We start from the raw sequence: 16905 nt of genomic DNA, 5'->3' as shown, positions 1-16905 counted from the left end.
CTGCGGTACCCGCGCCGACTACCCGTCCCCGGCCCGGCCAACCGCACCCCGTCCACCGCAGCACCGACGCCCCTGCGCCGCCGACGGCCCGTCCCGACCGGGCTGCTCCGTCCCGACCGGTGCGGGGCCGGCAGCCTTCAGGCCGGGGTGTGGACCACTGCCACCGGGCAGGCGCTGTGGTGCAGCACCCGGTGGCTGACCGAACCGAGCAGCAGGCCGCCCAGCGCACCGTGGCCCCGACCGCCGACCACCACCAGTTGCGCCCGGCGGGACGCCTCGGTGAGGGCGGCGACCGGCCGGGCGTGCACGGGCTCGCGGTCGACCGGCACGTCGGGGTGTCGTTCGGCGAGCCCGGCGAGGGCCCCGGCGAGCACGTCGTCCTCCTCGTCACGCAGCCGGGTCTCGTCGTACACCAGGGGTTGGATGTCTCCGGGGCGGGCGGAGGCGGGGTGGGTGTAGGCGTGCACGGCCCGCAGTCGGACACCCCGCGCGGACGCCTGTGCGGCGGCGAAGTCCACGGCGGCGCGGGAGGTCGCCGATCCGTCCACGCCGACCACCACCGGTGCGTCGGCGTGTTCCTCGCCCCGGGCGACCAGGACCGGACAGCCGGCGTGCGTGGCGACCTGGATCGCCACCGAACCGACCAGCAGCGCGGTGAACCCGCCGAGGCCCCGGTCACCCAGCACGATGATCGCCGCGCCGGGCGACTCGCCCAGCAGCACCGCCGAGGCCTCGCCGTCGATGATCTCGCCGGTCACCCGGACGTCGGGGTGGACCGTGCGGGCCTCGACCACGGCGGCCTCGACCAGGTTCTGCGCCTGCTGGCGTAACCCGCCCCCGGGCGGGTTGCCGGCGACCGGGTCGGTCGGCATCCGCAGCAACGGCCAGATGAAGCCGTGCACCACCCGCAGCGGTCGGTGCCGCCGGACCGCCTCCGTCGCGGCCAGCCGGACGGCGCGGAGCGCCGGCTCCGAGCCGTCCACGCCCACCACGACCGCCGCGCCGTTCGCCGAGTTCACCCGTGCACCTCCTGCCTGCGCCAGTATCGCGGCCGGGCGGGGTGCGGCGGGCCGATACCGCGACCGTGGCCGGTGGGGCTGTCCCGCCGGTGCCCGGCCGCGCGGGGGTGTGGTCGGCTCCGGTGGGTCCCGGTACGACGGCGGGGTGTGCTCGGGGGACCGGGTGACCCGGGGCGGGACGGGGTCGCTCGCTCCGTATGATGCTTGCCCTGTAGCAAGAATCTCGGAGGGGACGATCATGCCGGATGCGCTCGCAGCGATGTCGCGTGCGCTACGTGAGGCGCCACCCGACCAGGTGGTGGAGGCCGCCGACCGGGCCCTCCGGTCCGCCTTCGCCGCGGTGCGGGTGGACGTGTTCCTGGCCGACTACCGGATCAGTGGGCTGTGGTCGGTGCTCGACCCGGAGTTGTCCGCCGGTTCGCTCAGCGGCCAGGGTGCCGCGCAACGCTGTTTCAGCAGCCAGCAGCCGGTGCTCGATCCGCACGACGGTGGGCGCTGCCGGGTGTGGGTGCCGCTGACCGCCTGGGGGGAACGGCTGGGCGTGTTCCTGGTCGAGCTGACCGTGAGCCCGGACCGCCCGACCGTGGACCTGGTCGCCGGCCTGGCCGTCGACCTGGCCACCACGTTGCGGGCCGCCGACCGGGAGACCGACCGGTACCGGCGGACGCGGCGTCGGGAACGGTTGAGCATGGCCGCCGAGATGCAGTGGGACCTGCTGCCGGGGCGCAGCGTCACCAACGAGGCGTTCCAGCTGGCCGGCCAGCTGGAACCGGCGTACTCGGTGGGCGGCGACCACTTCGACTGGTCGGTCGATCCCGGGCGGCTCACCCTCACCACCCTCAACGGGGCCGGCACCGGATTGTCCGCCGCGATGCTCACCGCGCTGACGGTCAACGCCATCCGCAACGCGCGACGATCGGGCGGTGGTCTGGTGGAGCAGGCCGAGCTGGCCTCGGACACCCTGTTCTATCAGCATCGGGGGCAGCGGCACGTGGCGACGTTGCTGCTGTCGGTGGACACCGCCACCGGTCGTGCCCGGGCGGTGGACGCCGGTTCGCCGCGTGTGCTGCGGCTGCGGGGGACCACCGTCGAGCGGATCGCCCTGGAGCAGCAACTGCCGCTGGGCATGTTCGCCGAGACCCGGTACGCGGTGCAGGAGTTCGACGTGCTGCCCGGCGATCGGCTCTTCGTGGTCAGCGACGGCGTGTACGACGCGCAACCCGGTGGCCAGGAGGCCTACGGTGAGCGGGCCATGGCCAGGTCGATGCGGTCGACTCGGCTGCAACCGGCGACGGAGGCGGTTGGTACGGTGATGCGCGAGCTGTTCGCATATCATGCCGACACTGATCTACGTGACGACGCCGTCGTCGTGTGCCTGGACTGGTGCGGGCCGGGCGGACGGTGCGGACGGTGATCGGCCGTCAGCGACACACGACAGCGGACAATCGCAGGGGACAGCGGGTGGATCGACCTCCGGATCTTGCCGCGGCGATCGATGCCGCCGCCGAGGCGCTCGTCGGTGTGCTCGACTCGGCCACCTCCCGTCATCAGGTGACGGTCCCGCCGACCCAGCTGCGGGTGCTGTCGTTGATCAGGGAGCGGCCCGAGACGAACGTCAACCGGTTGGCCGAGCTGCTGGACGTGGTGCCGTCGTCGGCCAGTCGCCTCTGCGACCGGTTGGAGGCCACCGGTCTGCTGCGCCGGACCCCGGACCCCCGGGACCGGCGGGAGGTGCGACTGGTCCTCACGGCCGCGGCGGTGACCCTGCTGGCCGAGGTGCGGGAGCGCCGGCACCGGGCGGTGCAGGCGGTGCTGGACCGGATGCCGCCCCGAACCCAGCACGAGCTGCTGTTGGCGTTGCTGGCCTTCGGCCAGGCGGCGGCACCGGGCACGCCGACGCCGCAGACCGATGCCGCCGTCCGCACCGCCTGAGCCGGCATCCCTGCGCCACTAGTATCCTAGGATGCCTTAACGGTGGTGACGCAGCACACAACGCACCACGACACCGACGCCGAACGCGTCCCGCCGGCCACCCGCAGCGAGCCCGATATAGTGGCTGCCGACCCGGGGCTCGACCGTCCCGGGCCACATCAGGGGGAGGTCCCGGCCGGGATCACCGAGACGCCGGCACCTGCCGGCCCGGTAGCGCACGAGCGACCGTGGTGCCCATGCGGGTGCCCGGATCCGTGCTGCGGAGGGAGGTTCGGTGTCACGTCGGCCGGCTCGGACAGAGCATCCGGGTGAACCGGGCGGCGGCACCACCGCGGCAGACCGGATCCTGACGCTGCCGAACCTGATCAGCTTCGTCCGGTTGCTCGGCGTACCCCTGTTCCTCTGGCTGTTCCTGGTCGTGGAGGCGGACGTCGCGGCGATCGTGGTGCTCGCCCTCGGCGGCACCTCCGACTGGGTGGACGGGTGGATCGCGCGCCGGCTCGGGCAGGTCAGCAGGCTGGGGGAGCTGCTCGATCCGCTCGCCGACCGGCTCTACATCCTCGCCACACTGCTCGCCTTCACCGCCCGCGAGGTGGTGCCGTGGCAGTTCACGGCGGCGCTGCTGGCCCGGGAGCTGCTGCTGCTCGGCTCGTTGGCGGTGCTGCGCCGGTACGGCTACGGCCCGCCGCCGGTGCACTACGTCGGCAAGACCGCCACCTTCATGCTGCTGGCCGCCTTCCCGCTGCTGCTCGTCGCGTCGGTGACCACGTCGGTGACGGCCACGACCATCGGGGCGATCGGCTGGGGGGCTGCCTGGTGGGGTCTGGTGCTGTACTGGGTGGCCGGGGCGATGTACGTGACGCAGGCGGCCCGGCTGGTCCGCGCGGCACGGCCGGGTCCCGGGGGAGCCCCCGCATGAGCGCGCCGCAGGACGGCGCGAAGCCGCCGGCCCGGTTGTTCACCCCGGACTTCCTCACCGAGCTGTTCCAGAATCCGTTGGACCCGGGCTATGCCGACGCGGCGGCCCGTCGTCGGGAGGCGCCGGCGGCTGCCGGTTGGCGGGGTGCCTCGGCGCGGGCGGTGGCGATCGTGGTGGTCGTCGCGGTGGGTTTCCTGTTCGCGGTGGCCTACCGGGAGACGGTGGCCGACGAGCCGAGTCGCAGCCAGGCGCGGGCCGCGTTGATCGCGCAGATCAAGCAGCGGGAGGCGGAGACCGACGAGATGACGGCGCGGGCCGGGCGGCTGCGTGAGGAGGTCGGTCGGCAGCGGGACGCGGCGTTGAGTGGTTCGCAGGCGGCCCGGTTGCGCAACCTGGAGGCGGGGACCGGGCTCGGCCGGGTGCGGGGTGACGGCGTGGTGGTGCGGTTGGCCGACGCCCCCGTGCAGGACAACGGGGCGGTGACCGGTGACTCGGGGGCCGGTCCGTCCCGGGTGATCTACTCGGATCTGCAGAAGGTCGCCAACGATCTGTGGGCTGCGGGCGCGGAGGCGATCGCGATCAACGGTCAGCGGTTGACGGCGACGTCGACGATCCGGTCGGCGGGGGCGGCGATCCTGGTGGACTTCCGTCCGGTGACCAGCCCTTACGAGGTTTCGGCGATCGGGCCGAGGTCGTTGCGGGACCGGTTCGACGACAGCCGGTCGGCGTATCTGATGCGTCGGGTGGCCCGGGACACGGGGTTGTCGTTCGAGGTGCGCCGGGCGGACGACCTCACGCTGCCGGCCGCTCCGGAGCCACGGCTACGCTACGCGCGGCCGTCGGTCAGTCCGAACCCGTCACCGGCGGGTTCGGGTGCTGTTCGTCCGTCCGGTACCGGGTCGTCCGGTCCGGGTTCGTCTTCCAGCCCCTCCGGAGGTGTCCGATGATCGCGGTGCTGGCGTTGCTCGCCGGTGTGGTGCTGGGGATCTACCTTGATCCGACGGTGCCGGCGGCGTTGCAGCCGTACCTGCCGATCGCTGTGGTGGCCGCGCTCGATGCCGTGTTCGGCGGGGTGCGGGCGAAGTTGGATCGGATCTTCGACGACAAGCAGTTCGTGGTGTCGTTCATCTCGAACGTGTTGGTGGCCGGGTTGATCGTGTACCTGGGTGACCAGTTGGGGGTGGGTGGTCAGTTGTCCACGGGCGTGGTGGTCGTCCTGGGGGTGCGGATCTTCGGGAATGTGGCGGCGATCCGTCGGCACCTGTTCCGGGCGTAGGTTGGTGACGTGAGCGACGAGCATCGGGAGACGGGCACCGGGTGGCCGCAGCCGGCGGAGCCGGTTCGTCCGGCGGTGGAGCCGGATCCGCGGCCGGACGAACCGGCTCCGGACGAGTTGAGTCCGCTGGTGCCGGTGGAGCCGCCGGAGGGTCGTGCGGTGGAGGCCGGTGACGACGGCGGCCAGACGGTGAACCTGGCGGAGGTGGCCTCGGCGGGGGCGCGGCCGGCGGAGTCCGGGGAACCGCCGTCGGCGGGGCCGTCGGGTCGGAAGGTGTCGTCGGCGGGGGTGATGATCGCGGCGTTGCTGGCGTTGTTGGGGTTCACGTTGGTGGTGCAGTTGAAGACCACCTCGACGGATCCGACGTTGGCGGCGACCCGGCAGGAGGATCTGGTGCGGATCTTCTCTGATCTGGATTCCCGGGAGAAGCGGTTGCAGCAGGACATCGAGGGCCTGGAGGACAGCCAGCGGCAGCTGCGTTCGGGTGAGCAGGGTCGGCAGGCGGCGTTGGAGGAGGCGACGAAGCGGGCCGACGAATTGGGCATCCTGGCGGGTACGTTGCCGGCGCGGGGGCCGGGGTTGGCGGTGCGGTTCGAGCCGGGTGGTAGGCCGATCCGGGCGGACCGGGTGTTGGACGCGGTGCAGGAGTTGCGGGGTGCCGGCGCGGAGGCGATGCAGATCTCCGGTGGGGATCGGGCGTCGGCGCGGATCATCGCCTCGACGTACTTCCTGGACGGGTCGGGGGATGCGTTGGTGGTGGACGGGCGGACGTTGACGGGTCCGTTCACGATCACGGTGATCGGTGATCCGGAGACGATGCGTACCGCGTTGAACATTCCGGGCGGGGTGGCCGCATCGGTTCGTGGTGACGGCGGTAACGTGAGCGTCGAGGATCGTGAGGTTGCCGAGGTTTCGGCGCTGCACGCGCCGTTGAAGCTGGAACACGCCCGTCCGGTCTCCTGACCGGCGCGGCCGCGCCGGGTGGTCCCGGTGCACCGATGGATGAGGGACGCGCTGGTGATTCCTGAGGATCTGCGTTACACCGCCGAGCACGAGTGGGTGGTGGGTGCCGAGGGCGGCACTGTCCGGGTCGGTATCACCCAGTTCGCGCAGGATGCGTTGGGTGACATCGTGTTCGTCCAGTTGCCGGACCCCGGTGTGGTGGTGGGGGCCGGTGATTCGCTGGGTGAGATCGAGTCGACCAAGAGTGTGTCGGAGATCTACGCGCCGGTGAGCGGGACGGTGGCGGCGCGGAACGAGGCGTTGGGTGACTCTCCTGAGGTGATCAACTCGGACCCGTACGGTGCGGGTTGGTTGGTGGAGATCGTGCCGGCCGATCCGGCGGCGCTGGACGGGTTGTTGACCGCCGCCGCGTACCGTGAGCTCACCGAGAGCTGAGTGGCGTCGTGCCGGGCGTGGGTGGTGTTTGCCGCGCGTCCGGTTGCCCTGCATTTCGGCGCTGGCTAGGCTCGCCCAGTCGACCGAGAACCCCAAATGGTTGAGCGTCGGGTAATTGCCTTCCGGGGCACGGGGAGCCAGCCGCCGGGTGTGTGATCTGCCCGGTGGCCATACCCGCCGTTATCCTGATGCTGACCGAACTGATCCGTGAGGTGGTCCCATGACGCGCCCAGGCGACGAGTTCCCCCCGCTCGACGTCACTTCGACGCTCAATCTCGGTTCGTTGGACGAAGTGCTGGAGGGTCCGGATCCTGATGTGGTGCCGAGTCGGATGTCCGGCTCGTTGCCGCCGGGTATGGCGCTGCTGGTGGTTCGTCGGGGCCCGAATGCGGGTGCCCGGTTCCTGTTGGACCATGATGTGACGACGAGTGGCCGGCATCCGGACAGTGACATCTTCCTGGACGATGTGACGGTGTCGCGGCGGCATGCGGAGTTCCATCGGGACTCGGGGATGTTCACGGTGCGGGACGTGGGGAGCCTGAACGGCACCTACGTGAACCGGGAGCGGGTCGAGGCGGCCACGTTGAGCAATGGTGACGAGGTGCAGATCGGTAAGTTCCGGGTGGTGTTCATTGCCGGTCCTCGCCCGGAGGAGGAGGCCGGCCGGGGGTGAACGAGCCTGCGGCCTCCATGCCGTCCGGGGCGGCCCGGTCGCATCCACTGATGAGTATCGGTGAGGTGCTGGGTCAGCTGCGGGTGGAGTTTCCGGACGTCACGATTTCGAAGTTGCGGTTCCTGGAGGCCGAGGGCCTGGTGGAGCCGCAGCGCACGGCGGCGGGTTACCGGAAGTACAGCTGGGACGATGTGGCCCGGTTGCGGTTCGTGCTGACCGCGCAGCGGGATCAGTATCTGCCGTTGCGGGTGATCCGTGAGCAGTTGGCGCAGTGGGATGGCGGTGACGAGACGCCGGGCCGTCAGCGGCCGACGTTGGTGGCGGTGGGTCCTGGTGGTGAGGTGCCGGGCCGGTCGGTGGAGGAGCCTGAGTCGCAGGTGCGGCTCGGGCGGGCCGATCTGGTGGCGCGCAGTGGGATCGCCGAGTCGACGTTGGGTGAGCTGGAGCGGCTGGGTGTGTTGGTGCCGGATTCGCCGGGGTGGTATGACGCGGATGCGTTGATCATCGCGCGGGCGGTGGCGGGGTTGGCGGCGTACGGGTTGGAGCCTCGGCATCTGCGGGGTTACCGGTCGTCGGCGGATCGTGAGGTGGGTTTGTTCGCGCAGTTGGTGGCGCCGTTGGCGCGGCAGTCGGATCCGGCGGCGCGGGCGCGGGCGGCGGAGACGGCGCGGGAGTTGGTGGCGTTGTCGCAGCAGTTGCATGCGGCGTTGGTGCGGGTGGGGTTGCGGTCGACGTTGGGTCGGTGAGTGGTTCGGTGGTGTGTGCGGAAGGTTCTGCCCCGGGAAGCGTGCCGTAGGCTTGCCGGGGTAACCCCTTTTCCGGCGCGGTGCGGGTGCTGATGCGGATGGGACGGCCGTGACGAGGTCCGTGTACCGTGCAGGGACAGGTGCGGGCGGGCGTAGGTGACAACGACACGGAGGCGGCGGTGCGCGAGCTGAGCGTGGTCGGGGTTCGGGTGGAGCTGCCCAGTAACCAGCCGATCGTCCTGCTCAGGGAGGTCGAGGGCGACCGCTATCTGCCGATCTGGATCGGTGCGGTCGAGGCCACGGCTATCGCTTATGAGCAGCAGGGGGTCAAACCGGCCCGGCCGTTGACGCATGATCTGTTGCGGGACGTGCTGGCGGCGTTGAAGGCGCCGTTGCGGGCGGTGGAGATCACGGAGTTGAAGGAGAACGTCTTCTACGCTGATCTGTTGCTGGGTGACGGGGTGCGGGTGTCGGCCCGGCCGAGTGATTCGATCGCGTTGGCGTTGCGGGTGGGTGCGCCTATTCGTTGTGCGGAGCAGGTCCTCAGTGAGGCGGGGATCGTGATTCCCGACGAGCAGGAGGACGAGGTGGAGAAGTTCCGGGAGTTCCTGGAGCAGGTGCGTCCGGAGGATTTCGCCGGCTGAGCGCCGGGTTGTCGTGGTGTCGCGGATGGCGGCGCCGGTGGTGTGGTGTGTCGTCGCGCGGCGTGTCGCGGCGGTTTCTCCGTGGTAACCCCTGGGTGCGGCGTTAGGGTTGCCGTGTCGAGGGGTGCGCGTCGGCGTAGTCGACGTGGTGCCGCACTGACGGGGAGGTTGTCGGGATGCACGAGCCGCGGGAGCCTGAGCCAGGTGTGGAGCGGGGCGAGTCGGGGGCGGTGTCGTCGTCGTTGGATGGTGACGGCGCGGTCGGGTACCGGGGTGTGACGGCCTGTTCGGCGGTGGGGATCAGTTACCGCCAGTTGGACTATTGGGCGCGGACGACGCTGGTGGTGCCGAGTGTGCGGGACGCGTCGGGTTCGGGTACGTCGCGGTTGTACTCGTTCCGGGACCTGGTGGTGTTGAAGGTCGTGAAGCGGTTGTTGGATGCCGGGGTGTCCCTGCAGAACATCCGTAAGGCGATCGAGGCGTTGCGGTCGCGTGGGGTGGAGGACCTGGCGGGGATCACGCTCATCTCGGATGGCACGACGGTGTACGAGTGCCGGTCTGCGGAGGAGGTGGTCGACCTGTTGCAGGGTGGCCAGGGGGTGTTCGGTATCGCGATCGGTGGGGCGTTCAAGGAGATTCAGGGTTCGTTGTCGCATCTGCCGGCGGAGCCGGCGGTGGCCGGTGGCGGGGAGCCGGTGCCGGCGGCGGGGGGTGTCGCGCAGGGTTCGTCGGAGGTGGTGGGTGACGAGTTGGCGGCGCGGCGGGCGCGGCGGCGGGCGGGTTAGTTTCGTGGTGGTGCACAGCGCCGCGGCCGGGGTTCCGGTCGCGGCGTTTTCGTGTGGGGGTGGTGATGGTTGTCGTATCGATCTGGCTCGTGACCTGGGCGGTCCGGTGGATGGGTACGAGCGGTGTGGGGTCCAGGGTGGACATTCCCGGGTGGAGTGGGGTTTGTTGACAGCTGCGGTTCGGCCGGGAATCCTGTCCAGGGCGATCACCAGAGACATCAACCGCTCACGGTGAGTGACGGTTGGTGGTGACGTCGGGCTGATGCGTGGAGCATGGTGCGGGGGTCGCATCCGTGGTCCCGCCGAGGACGGGAAACGAACCACAGTGCACATTGATCACTATGTCGGCGTGGGTTCCGCGCGGGCCGGCGGTGCTGTCGCCGATCATGACGCCGGGGCGCGTTGCCCGGTCACCGCGGTGCCACCGCCGGGTGAGCCGGTCCACTCCGGTGGGGACGTGGTGGCGGAGGCGACGGAGTTCCTGGAGTCGTTGCACGCCGAGCGGCAGTTGCCGGGGTTGGCGGTGCGGCTGGCGGAGGTACGCGAGGAGATCGCGTTGACCGGCTCGTACCGGCACACCCGGGAGGAGTTGGTCTACGGGGCGCGGGTGGCGTGGCGGCAGTCGGCGCGGTGTGTGGGGCGGGTCCGGTGGGCGGGGTTGCGGGTGCGTGACCGCCGGCACGTGATGACGGCGGCGGGTATCGCCGGGGAGTTGTCGGCGCATCTGGCGGCGGGGGACAACGGGGGTCGCATCCAGTCGGTGATCACGGTTTTCGCACCGGACCGGCCGGGGGTGGGTCCGCGGGCGCGGATCTGGAACGACCAGTTGGTCCGTTACTGCGGTCATCTGCGCGACGACGGTGGGGTGGTGGGTGATCCGGCGCAGGTGGGGATGGTGCGGGCGGCCCGCCGGTTGGGGTGGCGGCCGCCGCCGGTGCCGGGTCGGTTCGACCTGTTGCCGTGGGTGATCGAGACGGCGCACGAGTCGCCGTCGGTGTGGCAGGTGCCGCGGGAGTTGGTGCGGGAGGTGGCGTTGAGTCATCCGGATCACCCGTGGTTCGCGGATCTGATGCTGCGTTGGCATGCGCTGCCGGTGATCAGTAACATGCGTCTGCGTATCGGCGGGGTCGACTACAGTTGCGCGCCGTTCAACGGTCACTACCTGGGTGACGAGATCGGCACCCGGAACATGGGTGACCGGGAGCGGTACGACCAGTTGCCGGTGGTGGCGGCGGGGTTGGGGTTGGACACGTCGCGGGAGGACACTCTGTGGCGGGAGCATGCGGCGTTGGTGTTGAACCAGGCGGTGTTGCACTCGTTCCGGGAGGCGGGGGTGCGGGTGTCCGATCCGCACACCGAGTCGGAGTTGTTCATGAAGTTCTGTGCGCAGGAGGAGCGGGCGGGTCGGCCGGTGCACGGTGACTGGTCGTGGCTCAACGGGAGTGTGGGGTGGGCGGCGTTGCATGCGGTGCATCACCGCTACTACGACACCCGGGTCCCGAATCCGAATCTCTGGCAGACTGACCGCGCCTACGACCCGGATGGTGTGGTGGAGATGACGTTGCGTGAGCGTCATGACGTGGCTCGCGCGCAGGAGGACTGAGGATGGACAACGCGGCGTTGCGCCAGAGTTGGAGCCAGTTCTCCGCTGCCGGCCCGGAGGCGGCGAAGTATTTCTATGCCACGTTGTTCGTGGTGGCGCCGGAGGCCCGGTCGATGTTCCCGACGAACATGCAGTATCAGGAGGACAAGCTCCTGGCGGCGTTGGGTCACATCATCACCAGTTTGGACGATCCGGGGGCGTTGACGGCGTTCGCGCAGCGGTTGGGCGCCGACCATCGACGGTTCCACGGTCAGGATCAGCGGGGCAATCCGGTGGTGTTGGGGGAGCGGCACTACATCTGGGTGGGTCAGGCGTTGCTGGCGACGTTGGAGCGGTTCCTCGGCCCGTACTTCACGCCGGCGTTGCGGGCGCAGTGGGCTGCGGCGTACGAGTTGGTGGCGAAGTTGATGCTCGATGGTGCCGCGGAGGCGGAGCGGACGTCGCCGCCGCACTGGGAGGCGGAGGTGTTGACGGCGGAGCGGCGTCGCGCCGACATCGTGGTGTTCACGGTGCGTCCGAATTATCTGTGCACCTACCGGCCGGGTCAGTCGTTGCCGGTGCAGGTGCCGCAGTTGCGGACGTGGCGGTATCTGTCGCCGGCGAACGCGCCGCGGGCGGACGGGACGATCGAGTTCCATGTCCGGGCGACGGGCCGGTTCTCCACCCATCTGGTGCGCAGGTTGCGGGTTGGTGACCGGTTGTTGTTGGGGCATCCGACGGGGGCGGCGTTGTCGTCGTACGACCGGTCGCCGCAGTTGCCGTTGTTGTTGATCGCGGGGGGGACGGGGTTGGCGCCGTTGCGGGCGGTGGTGGAGGCGGTGCAGCAGGGTGCGGGGCGGCGCACGACGCTGGTGGTGGGTGGGCGTACCCCGGACGACCTGTATGACGAGCCGGCAGTGTCGCGGTTGGCGTCGTTGTCGCCGGCGGCGGGTTGGCCGCACGGTGGGACGGGTTGGTTGCGGTACGTGCCGACGGTGGAGACGGGTTGGGGTTGGCAGGGGGCGATCGGTCGGGCCGGTGACACGGCGGTGCGGTTGGGGCCGTGGGCGGATACCGAGATCCTGGTGTGTGGGAGCCCGGAGATGACCCGGGAGACGGTGGCGATCCTGGCGCGCTCGGGTGTGGATCCGGAGCAGATCCTGACGGAAAGCTATGATCATTCCCTCTATCCGCCGCTCGCCGAGGCCGCTGCCGGTGCTCCGCGCGACTTCAGTGGGACAGGTGCCCGATGAGCGTGGACCACTCCGACCGGCTCGGCGCGGAGCAGGGTGAGATCGCCCGCCAGTTGTCCGTGCTGGAGGAGCGGCGGTTCCGGGGCAGCCACTGGTTGTCCGCCGACGAGGTCGCGGCGTTGGTCCGGTCGGCGGATGACCGGATCGGGTTGTTGACGGCGGAGTTGGAGCGGCAGCGGCGGGAGAACCAGGGGCTGCTGAGTCAGGTGGAGATGCTGCGGCACGGGACGTTGCCGAGCAACGCGCCGCAGGGCCCGGACCCGATGACTGTCGAGTTGGCGATGCGGGCGCAGGACGAGGCGAACCGGACGATCGGTGAGGCCAGCGCGGAGGGCGCGGAGATCATCGCCGATGCGCGGCGGCAGGCCGACGAGATCCTGGCCGACGCGCACCGGCGGGCCGGTGACGTGGGGTCGGGGCCGTTGGCCGGTGGGGGGCCGTCGCCGGAGTTGGCGGGGAAGTTGCAGGCGTTGGAGGAGCGGCACGCGGCGGCGTTGGCGGCGGTCGCGGCGGCGCAGCAGCAGCTGAACCGGTGGCAGTCGTATCTGTCGGCGCAGTCGGAGCAGCTGCGGGCGGACGCGGTGGCGGCCGGTGGGGCGAGCGCCCAGTTGCGGGCGGTGCTGGGCGGCTGAAGCGGCCCGGTGGGGGTCGTCCCGGTCGCCGCGGGCGGGGTGGCTGAGGCAGCATGGACGGGTGACGGAGACGATCGACGTGCTGGCGGGCCTGGTCGCCGCCGGTGGGGTCGTGGTGTTGAGTGGGGCGGGGTTGTCCACCGAGTCGGGCATTCCCGACTACCGGGGGCCGACCGGTGCGGCCCGCCGACACACGCCCATGACCTATCAGGTGTTCACCCGGGAGGCGGCGGCCCGGCAACGGTACTGGGCGCGTAGTCACCTGGGGTGGCGGATGATCGCGCGGGCCGCGCCGAACGACGGGCACCGGGCGGTGGCCCGGTTGCAGGCCGCCGGCCTGGTCGACGGGGTGATCACCCAGAACGTCGATGGTCTGCACACGGCGGCGGGTAGCGGGCAGGTGGTGGAGCTGCACGGTCGTCTCGACGCGGTGGTGTGCCTGCGTTGTGGTGACCGGTCGTCGCGGGAGGAGCTGGATCGGCGGTTGGTGGCGGCGAACCCGGGGTTCGACGCGACGGTCGCGGTGGTGAATCCGGACGGTGACGTGGAACTCGACGACGAGCGGGTGGCCGGGTTCCGGATGGTCGACTGCACGTGCTGTGGTGCGGGGATGCTGAAACCGGACGTGGTGTTCTTCGGGGAGACGGTGCCCGCGGACCGGGTGTCGCGGTGTTTCGCGATGGTCGGTCGGGCGCGGTCGTTGCTGGTGTTGGGGTCGTCGTTGACGGTGTTGTCGGGGCGGCGGTTCGTGCTGCGGGCGGCGAAGTTGGGTATTCCGGTGGTGATCGCCAACCAGGGTGTCACCCGGGGTGACGGGTATGCGGCGCTGCGGGTGGACGCCCCGTTGGGGCGGCTGCTGCCCCGGTTGGTCGACCGGGTGGCCCCGGGTGTGACCCGTGCCCCGGGTGACCGGGTCGACGGGTCCGCCCCGGTGGCGGTGGTCACGCCCGTGGCCGGTTGATCTCCGGCCGGTGGGGTCGACCCGGGGGTACGACATCCGCCGGTAACCGTGGCGCTGGTAGCGTTGACCATGCCGACACCACCCGCGCGGGAGAGATCGCCCAGCAGTATCGGGCGGCGCCGAAGGGGCAGATTCTCCCCGGAACCTCTCAGGCAGAAGGACCGCGACGGGCAGGCACTGTGGAGCGCCGTGCGGCGTGACTCAGGGGGAGGCCGATCCGTCGACCTCGCCTCCTGGAGCGCACGCATGACCGTAGAGCAGTTCGCCGACCGGCACATCGGCCCCGGCGCGGATGACGAACGCCGCATGTTGGAGGCCGTCGGTCACGGCTCGATCGATGAGCTGATGGACGCGGCGATTCCCGAGGTGATCCGGTGGCACGGGACCCTGGACCTGCCGGCGCCGGCCACCGAGCGGGAGGCGATCGCCGAGCTGCGCGCGTTGGCGGCCCGTAACACGGTCGCGGTGTCGATGATCGGTCTGGGCTATCACGGCACCCACACCCCGGCGGTGATCCGCCGCAACGTGCTGGAGAACCCGGCCTGGTACACGGCGTACACCCCGTACCAGCCGGAGATCAGCCAGGGCCGGTTGGAGGCGCTGCTGAACTTCCAGACGATGGTGACCGACCTGACCGGGTTGGCGACGGCGAACGCGTCGATGCTCGACGAGGCGACGGCGGCGGCGGAGGCGATGACCCTGGCCCGTCGGGCGTCGAGGAGCCGCAGCACGGTGTACGTGGTCGACGCGGACGCGTTGCCGCAGACCGTCGCGGTGCTCGCCGGCCGGGCCGAGCCGCTCGGTATCGAGGTGCGGGTGGTGGACCTGGCGGTCGAGGAGTTGCCGGCGGAGTTCTTCGGTCTGCACCTGCAGTACCCGGGGGCGTCGGGCGCGGTGCGCGACCATGCGCCGTTGGTGGCGGCGGCGCACGCGGTGGGGGCGTTGGTGACGGTGGCGGCGGACCTGCTGGCGTTGACGGTGCTGCGGGCGCCGGGGCGGATCGGGGTGGACATCGCGGCGGGTACCACCCAGCGGTTCGGGGTGCCGATGGGCTTCGGTGGGCCGCACGCCGGTTATCTGGCGGTGCGGGCGGGGTTGGAGCGGATGCTGCCGGGCCGGCTGGTCGGGGTGTCCCGGGACGCCGCCGGGAACCCGGCGTACCGGTTGGCGTTGCAGACTCGGGAGCAGCACATCCGGCGGGAGAAGGCGACCAGCAACATCTGCACCGCGCAGGTGCTGTTGGCGGTGATGGCCGGCATGTACGCGGTGTACCACGGGCCGGACGGGTTGCGGCGGATCGCCTGGCGTACCCATGAGATGGCGGTGCGGCTCGCGGCCGGGCTGCGCGCCGGTGGGGTGCGGGTCGACGACGTCGCGTTCTTCGACACCGTGACGGCGGTGGTGCCGGGTGGGGCGGCGCGGGTGGTCGCGGCGGCGCAGGCACGGGGGGTGAACCTGCGGCTGGTCGACGCCGACCGGGTGGGGGTGTCCTGCGACGAGACGACGACGGTGGCGCACCTGGCGGCGGTGTGGGCGGCGTTCGGGGTCGACCCGGTCGACGGGGGCGTCGAGAGGGCCCTGCCGGCGGCGTTGACGCGGGACGGGGACTTCCTGACCCATCCGGTGTTCCGCAGTCACCACTCGGAGACGGCGATGCTGCGGTACCTGCGCCGGTTGGCGGACTTCGACTACGCCCTGGACCGGGGCATGATCCCGTTGGGGTCGTGCACGATGAAACTCAACGCGACCACCGAGATGGAGCCGGTGACCTGGCCGGAGTTCGCCCATCTGCACCCGTTCGCCCCGGACGCGCAGACCGCCGGGTACCGGGAGCTGATCGGCCAGTTGGAGGGCTGGTTGGCGGAGGTCACCGGGTACGACGCGGTCAGTGTGCAACCCAACGCGGGGTCGCAGGGGGAGTTGGCGGGGTTGCTGGCGATCCGCGCCTACCACCGGGACCGGGGGGACACCCACCGGGACGTGTGTCTGATCCCGTCGTCGGCGCACGGCACGAACGCCGCGTCGGCGGTGATGGCCGGGATGCGGGTGGTGGTGGTCGGGTGCGACACCGACGGCAACGTCGACCTGGTCGACCTCGACGCGAAGATCGACAAGCATCGGGACGCCCTCGCGGCGATCATGGTGACGTACCCGTCGACGCACGGGGTGTACGAGACGGGCATCGCGTCGTTGTGCGCGAAGGTCCACGACGCCGGTGGTCAGGTGTACGTCGACGGGGCGAACCTGAACGCGTTGGTCGGGTTCGCCAAGCCGGGCCGGTTCGGGGCGGACGTGTCGCACCTGAACCTGCACAAGACGTTCTGCATCCCGCACGGTGGTGGGGGGCCGGGGGTGGGTCCGGTGGCGGTGCGGGCGCACCTGGCGGCGTACCTGCCGGGTGACCCGTCGGGTGCCCGGGTGCAGGGGGCGCCGGCGATCTCGGCGGCCCGGTACGGGTCGGCGGGCATCCTGCCGATCCCGTGGGCGTACCTGCGGATGATGGGCGCGGCGGGGCTGGCCCGGGCGACCGGGGTGGCGGTGCTGGCCGCGAACTATGTGGCGGTGCGGCTGCGGGAGCACTTCCCGGTGCTGTACGCCGGCAACAAGGGCCTGGTGGCGCACGAGTGCATCCTGGATCTGCGTCCGTTGTCGAAGGCGACCGGGGTGAGTGTCGACGACGTGGCGAAACGGCTGATCGACTACGGGTTCCACGCGCCGACGATGTCGTTCCCGGTGGCGGGGACGCTGATGGTGGAGCCGACCGAGAGTGAGGACCTGGCCGAGTTGGACCGGTTCTGCGACGCGATGATCGCGATCCGGGCGGAGATCGACAAGGTGGCCTCGGGACAGTGGCCGGCGGGGGACAATCCGCTGGCGAATGCGCCGCACACCGCGGCGATGGTGGCGGGGGACCAGTGGCCGCACCCGTATCCGAGGTCGGTGGGAGCGTACCCGGGTGGGGTGGACCGGGCGGGGAAGTACTGGCCGCCGGTGCGGCGGGTCGACGGCGCGTACGGCGACCGGAACCTGATGTGTTCGTGCCCGGCGCCGGAGGCGTTCGAGGGCTGAGGCGCGGTGCCGGGGC

The 16905-nt window shown here is 71.0% G+C and carries 17 protein-coding genes and 1 riboswitch; of the genes, 16 read left to right on the top strand and 1 reads right to left on the bottom strand.

Annotated elements, in window-relative coordinates:
* Nucleotides 1-137: 137 nt before the first annotated feature.
* Nucleotides 138-1019, bottom strand: a complete 882-nt coding sequence (locus tag ACQP1S_RS16190) for a universal stress protein (protein WP_432907609.1) — start codon at nt 1017-1019, stop codon at nt 138-140.
* 238 nt (nt 1020-1257) lie between these two features.
* Here ACQP1S_RS16190 and ACQP1S_RS16185 point away from each other — a divergent pair, with 238 nt between their 5' ends.
* The 16 genes from ACQP1S_RS16185 to gcvP all read left to right on the top strand — a co-directional run bounded on the left by ACQP1S_RS16185 (nt 1258) and on the right by gcvP (nt 16889).
* Entirely contained in the window at nt 1258-2433 is a 1176-nt protein-coding gene (locus tag ACQP1S_RS16185) for a PP2C family protein-serine/threonine phosphatase (RefSeq protein ID WP_432907606.1), read from the top strand.
* A 47-nt stretch (nt 2434-2480) separates the two neighbouring features.
* Complete coding sequence (locus ACQP1S_RS16180; RefSeq protein WP_432907603.1) at nt 2481-2951, top strand: MarR family winged helix-turn-helix transcriptional regulator; 471 nt, start codon at nt 2481-2483, stop codon at nt 2949-2951.
* 274 nt (nt 2952-3225) lie between these two features.
* The gene (locus ACQP1S_RS16175; RefSeq protein ID WP_432907600.1) at nt 3226-3870 is read left to right on the top strand and encodes a CDP-alcohol phosphatidyltransferase family protein; all 645 of its coding nucleotides are present in this window, start codon (nt 3226-3228) and stop codon (nt 3868-3870) included.
* On the top strand, nt 3867-4817 hold the full coding sequence (locus ACQP1S_RS16170) for a DUF881 domain-containing protein (RefSeq protein WP_432907597.1): 951 nt from the start codon (nt 3867-3869) through the stop codon (nt 4815-4817). The genes ACQP1S_RS16175 and ACQP1S_RS16170 overlap by 4 nt, the downstream gene beginning before the upstream one ends.
* Nucleotides 4814-5146: a small basic family protein gene (locus ACQP1S_RS16165; protein WP_067311500.1), complete on the top strand. Its 333-nt coding sequence runs from the start codon at nt 4814-4816 to the stop codon at nt 5144-5146. Before ACQP1S_RS16170 ends, ACQP1S_RS16165 begins: the two co-directional genes overlap by 4 nt.
* A gap of 9 nt (nt 5147-5155) precedes the next feature.
* Nucleotides 5156-6109 (top strand): DUF881 domain-containing protein, encoded by a 954-nt coding sequence (locus ACQP1S_RS16160; protein ID WP_432907593.1) that lies wholly within the window; start codon nt 5156-5158, stop codon nt 6107-6109.
* 54 nt (nt 6110-6163) lie between these two features.
* Nucleotides 6164-6544, top strand: a complete 381-nt coding sequence (gene gcvH, locus ACQP1S_RS16155; RefSeq protein ID WP_091241022.1) for a glycine cleavage system protein GcvH — start codon at nt 6164-6166, stop codon at nt 6542-6544.
* A gap of 220 nt (nt 6545-6764) precedes the next feature.
* Nucleotides 6765-7217 (top strand): oxoglutarate dehydrogenase inhibitor Odhl, encoded by a 453-nt coding sequence (gene odhI / locus ACQP1S_RS16150; protein ID WP_091240417.1) that lies wholly within the window; start codon nt 6765-6767, stop codon nt 7215-7217.
* Between the two features lie 50 nt (nt 7218-7267).
* Nucleotides 7268-7963 (top strand): transcriptional regulator FtsR, encoded by a 696-nt coding sequence (gene ftsR / locus ACQP1S_RS16145; RefSeq protein WP_176738857.1) that lies wholly within the window; start codon nt 7268-7270, stop codon nt 7961-7963.
* Nucleotides 7964-8142: 179 nt separating this feature from the next.
* Nucleotides 8143-8607 (top strand): bifunctional nuclease family protein, encoded by a 465-nt coding sequence (locus tag ACQP1S_RS16140; protein WP_091241020.1) that lies wholly within the window; start codon nt 8143-8145, stop codon nt 8605-8607.
* A 176-nt stretch (nt 8608-8783) separates the two neighbouring features.
* On the top strand, nt 8784-9392 hold the full coding sequence (locus ACQP1S_RS16135) for a MerR family transcriptional regulator (protein WP_432907588.1): 609 nt from the start codon (nt 8784-8786) through the stop codon (nt 9390-9392).
* 349 nt (nt 9393-9741) lie between these two features.
* Nucleotides 9742-10995 carry a nitric oxide synthase oxygenase gene (locus ACQP1S_RS16130; RefSeq protein WP_432907585.1) on the top strand — a complete coding sequence of 418 codons (1254 nt, stop codon included), beginning with the start codon at nt 9742-9744 and terminating at the stop codon, nt 10993-10995.
* Between the two features lie 2 nt (nt 10996-10997).
* Nucleotides 10998-12227, top strand: coding sequence for a globin domain-containing protein (locus ACQP1S_RS16125; RefSeq protein WP_432907582.1), 1230 nt, complete (start codon nt 10998-11000; stop codon nt 12225-12227).
* Complete coding sequence (locus ACQP1S_RS16120) at nt 12224-12859, top strand: hypothetical protein (protein ID WP_091240404.1); 636 nt, start codon at nt 12224-12226, stop codon at nt 12857-12859. Before ACQP1S_RS16125 ends, ACQP1S_RS16120 begins: the two co-directional genes overlap by 4 nt.
* Nucleotides 12860-12920: 61 nt before the next feature.
* Entirely contained in the window at nt 12921-13820 is a 900-nt protein-coding gene (locus tag ACQP1S_RS16115; RefSeq protein ID WP_432907579.1) for an NAD-dependent protein deacetylase, read from the top strand.
* Between the two features lie 77 nt (nt 13821-13897).
* A riboswitch (glycine riboswitch) is annotated at nt 13898-13994 on the top strand.
* 72 nt (nt 13995-14066) lie between these two features.
* Nucleotides 14067-16889, top strand: coding sequence for an aminomethyl-transferring glycine dehydrogenase (gcvP, locus tag ACQP1S_RS16110; RefSeq protein ID WP_432907576.1), 2823 nt, complete (start codon nt 14067-14069; stop codon nt 16887-16889).
* Nucleotides 16890-16905 lie beyond the last annotated feature (16 nt).

The organism is Micromonospora matsumotoense, from assembly GCF_050951065.1.
Lineage (GTDB): Bacteria > Actinomycetota > Actinomycetes > Mycobacteriales > Micromonosporaceae > Micromonospora > Micromonospora matsumotoensis.
This window is presented reverse-complemented; position numbering and strand designations above follow the sequence as displayed.

Excerpts from the sequence above, each read along its gene's own strand:
- ACQP1S_RS16185 (WP_432907606.1), top strand. The coding sequence starts at position 1,258 with ATGCCGGATGCGCTCGCAGCGATGTCGCGTGCGCTACGTGAGGCGCCA.
- ACQP1S_RS16170 (WP_432907597.1), top strand. The coding sequence starts at position 3,867 with ATGAGCGCGCCGCAGGACGGCGCGAAGCCGCCGGCCCGGTTGTTCACC.
- ACQP1S_RS16165 (WP_067311500.1), top strand. The coding sequence starts at position 4,814 with ATGATCGCGGTGCTGGCGTTGCTCGCCGGTGTGGTGCTGGGGATCTAC.
- odhI (WP_091240417.1), top strand. The coding sequence starts at position 6,765 with ATGACGCGCCCAGGCGACGAGTTCCCCCCGCTCGACGTCACTTCGACG.
- ftsR (WP_176738857.1), top strand. The coding sequence starts at position 7,268 with ATGAGTATCGGTGAGGTGCTGGGTCAGCTGCGGGTGGAGTTTCCGGAC.
- ACQP1S_RS16135 (WP_432907588.1), top strand. The coding sequence starts at position 8,784 with ATGCACGAGCCGCGGGAGCCTGAGCCAGGTGTGGAGCGGGGCGAGTCG.
- ACQP1S_RS16125 (WP_432907582.1), top strand. The coding sequence starts at position 10,998 with ATGGACAACGCGGCGTTGCGCCAGAGTTGGAGCCAGTTCTCCGCTGCC.
- ACQP1S_RS16120 (WP_091240404.1), top strand. The coding sequence starts at position 12,224 with ATGAGCGTGGACCACTCCGACCGGCTCGGCGCGGAGCAGGGTGAGATC.
- gcvP (WP_432907576.1), top strand. The coding sequence starts at position 14,067 with ATGACCGTAGAGCAGTTCGCCGACCGGCACATCGGCCCCGGCGCGGAT.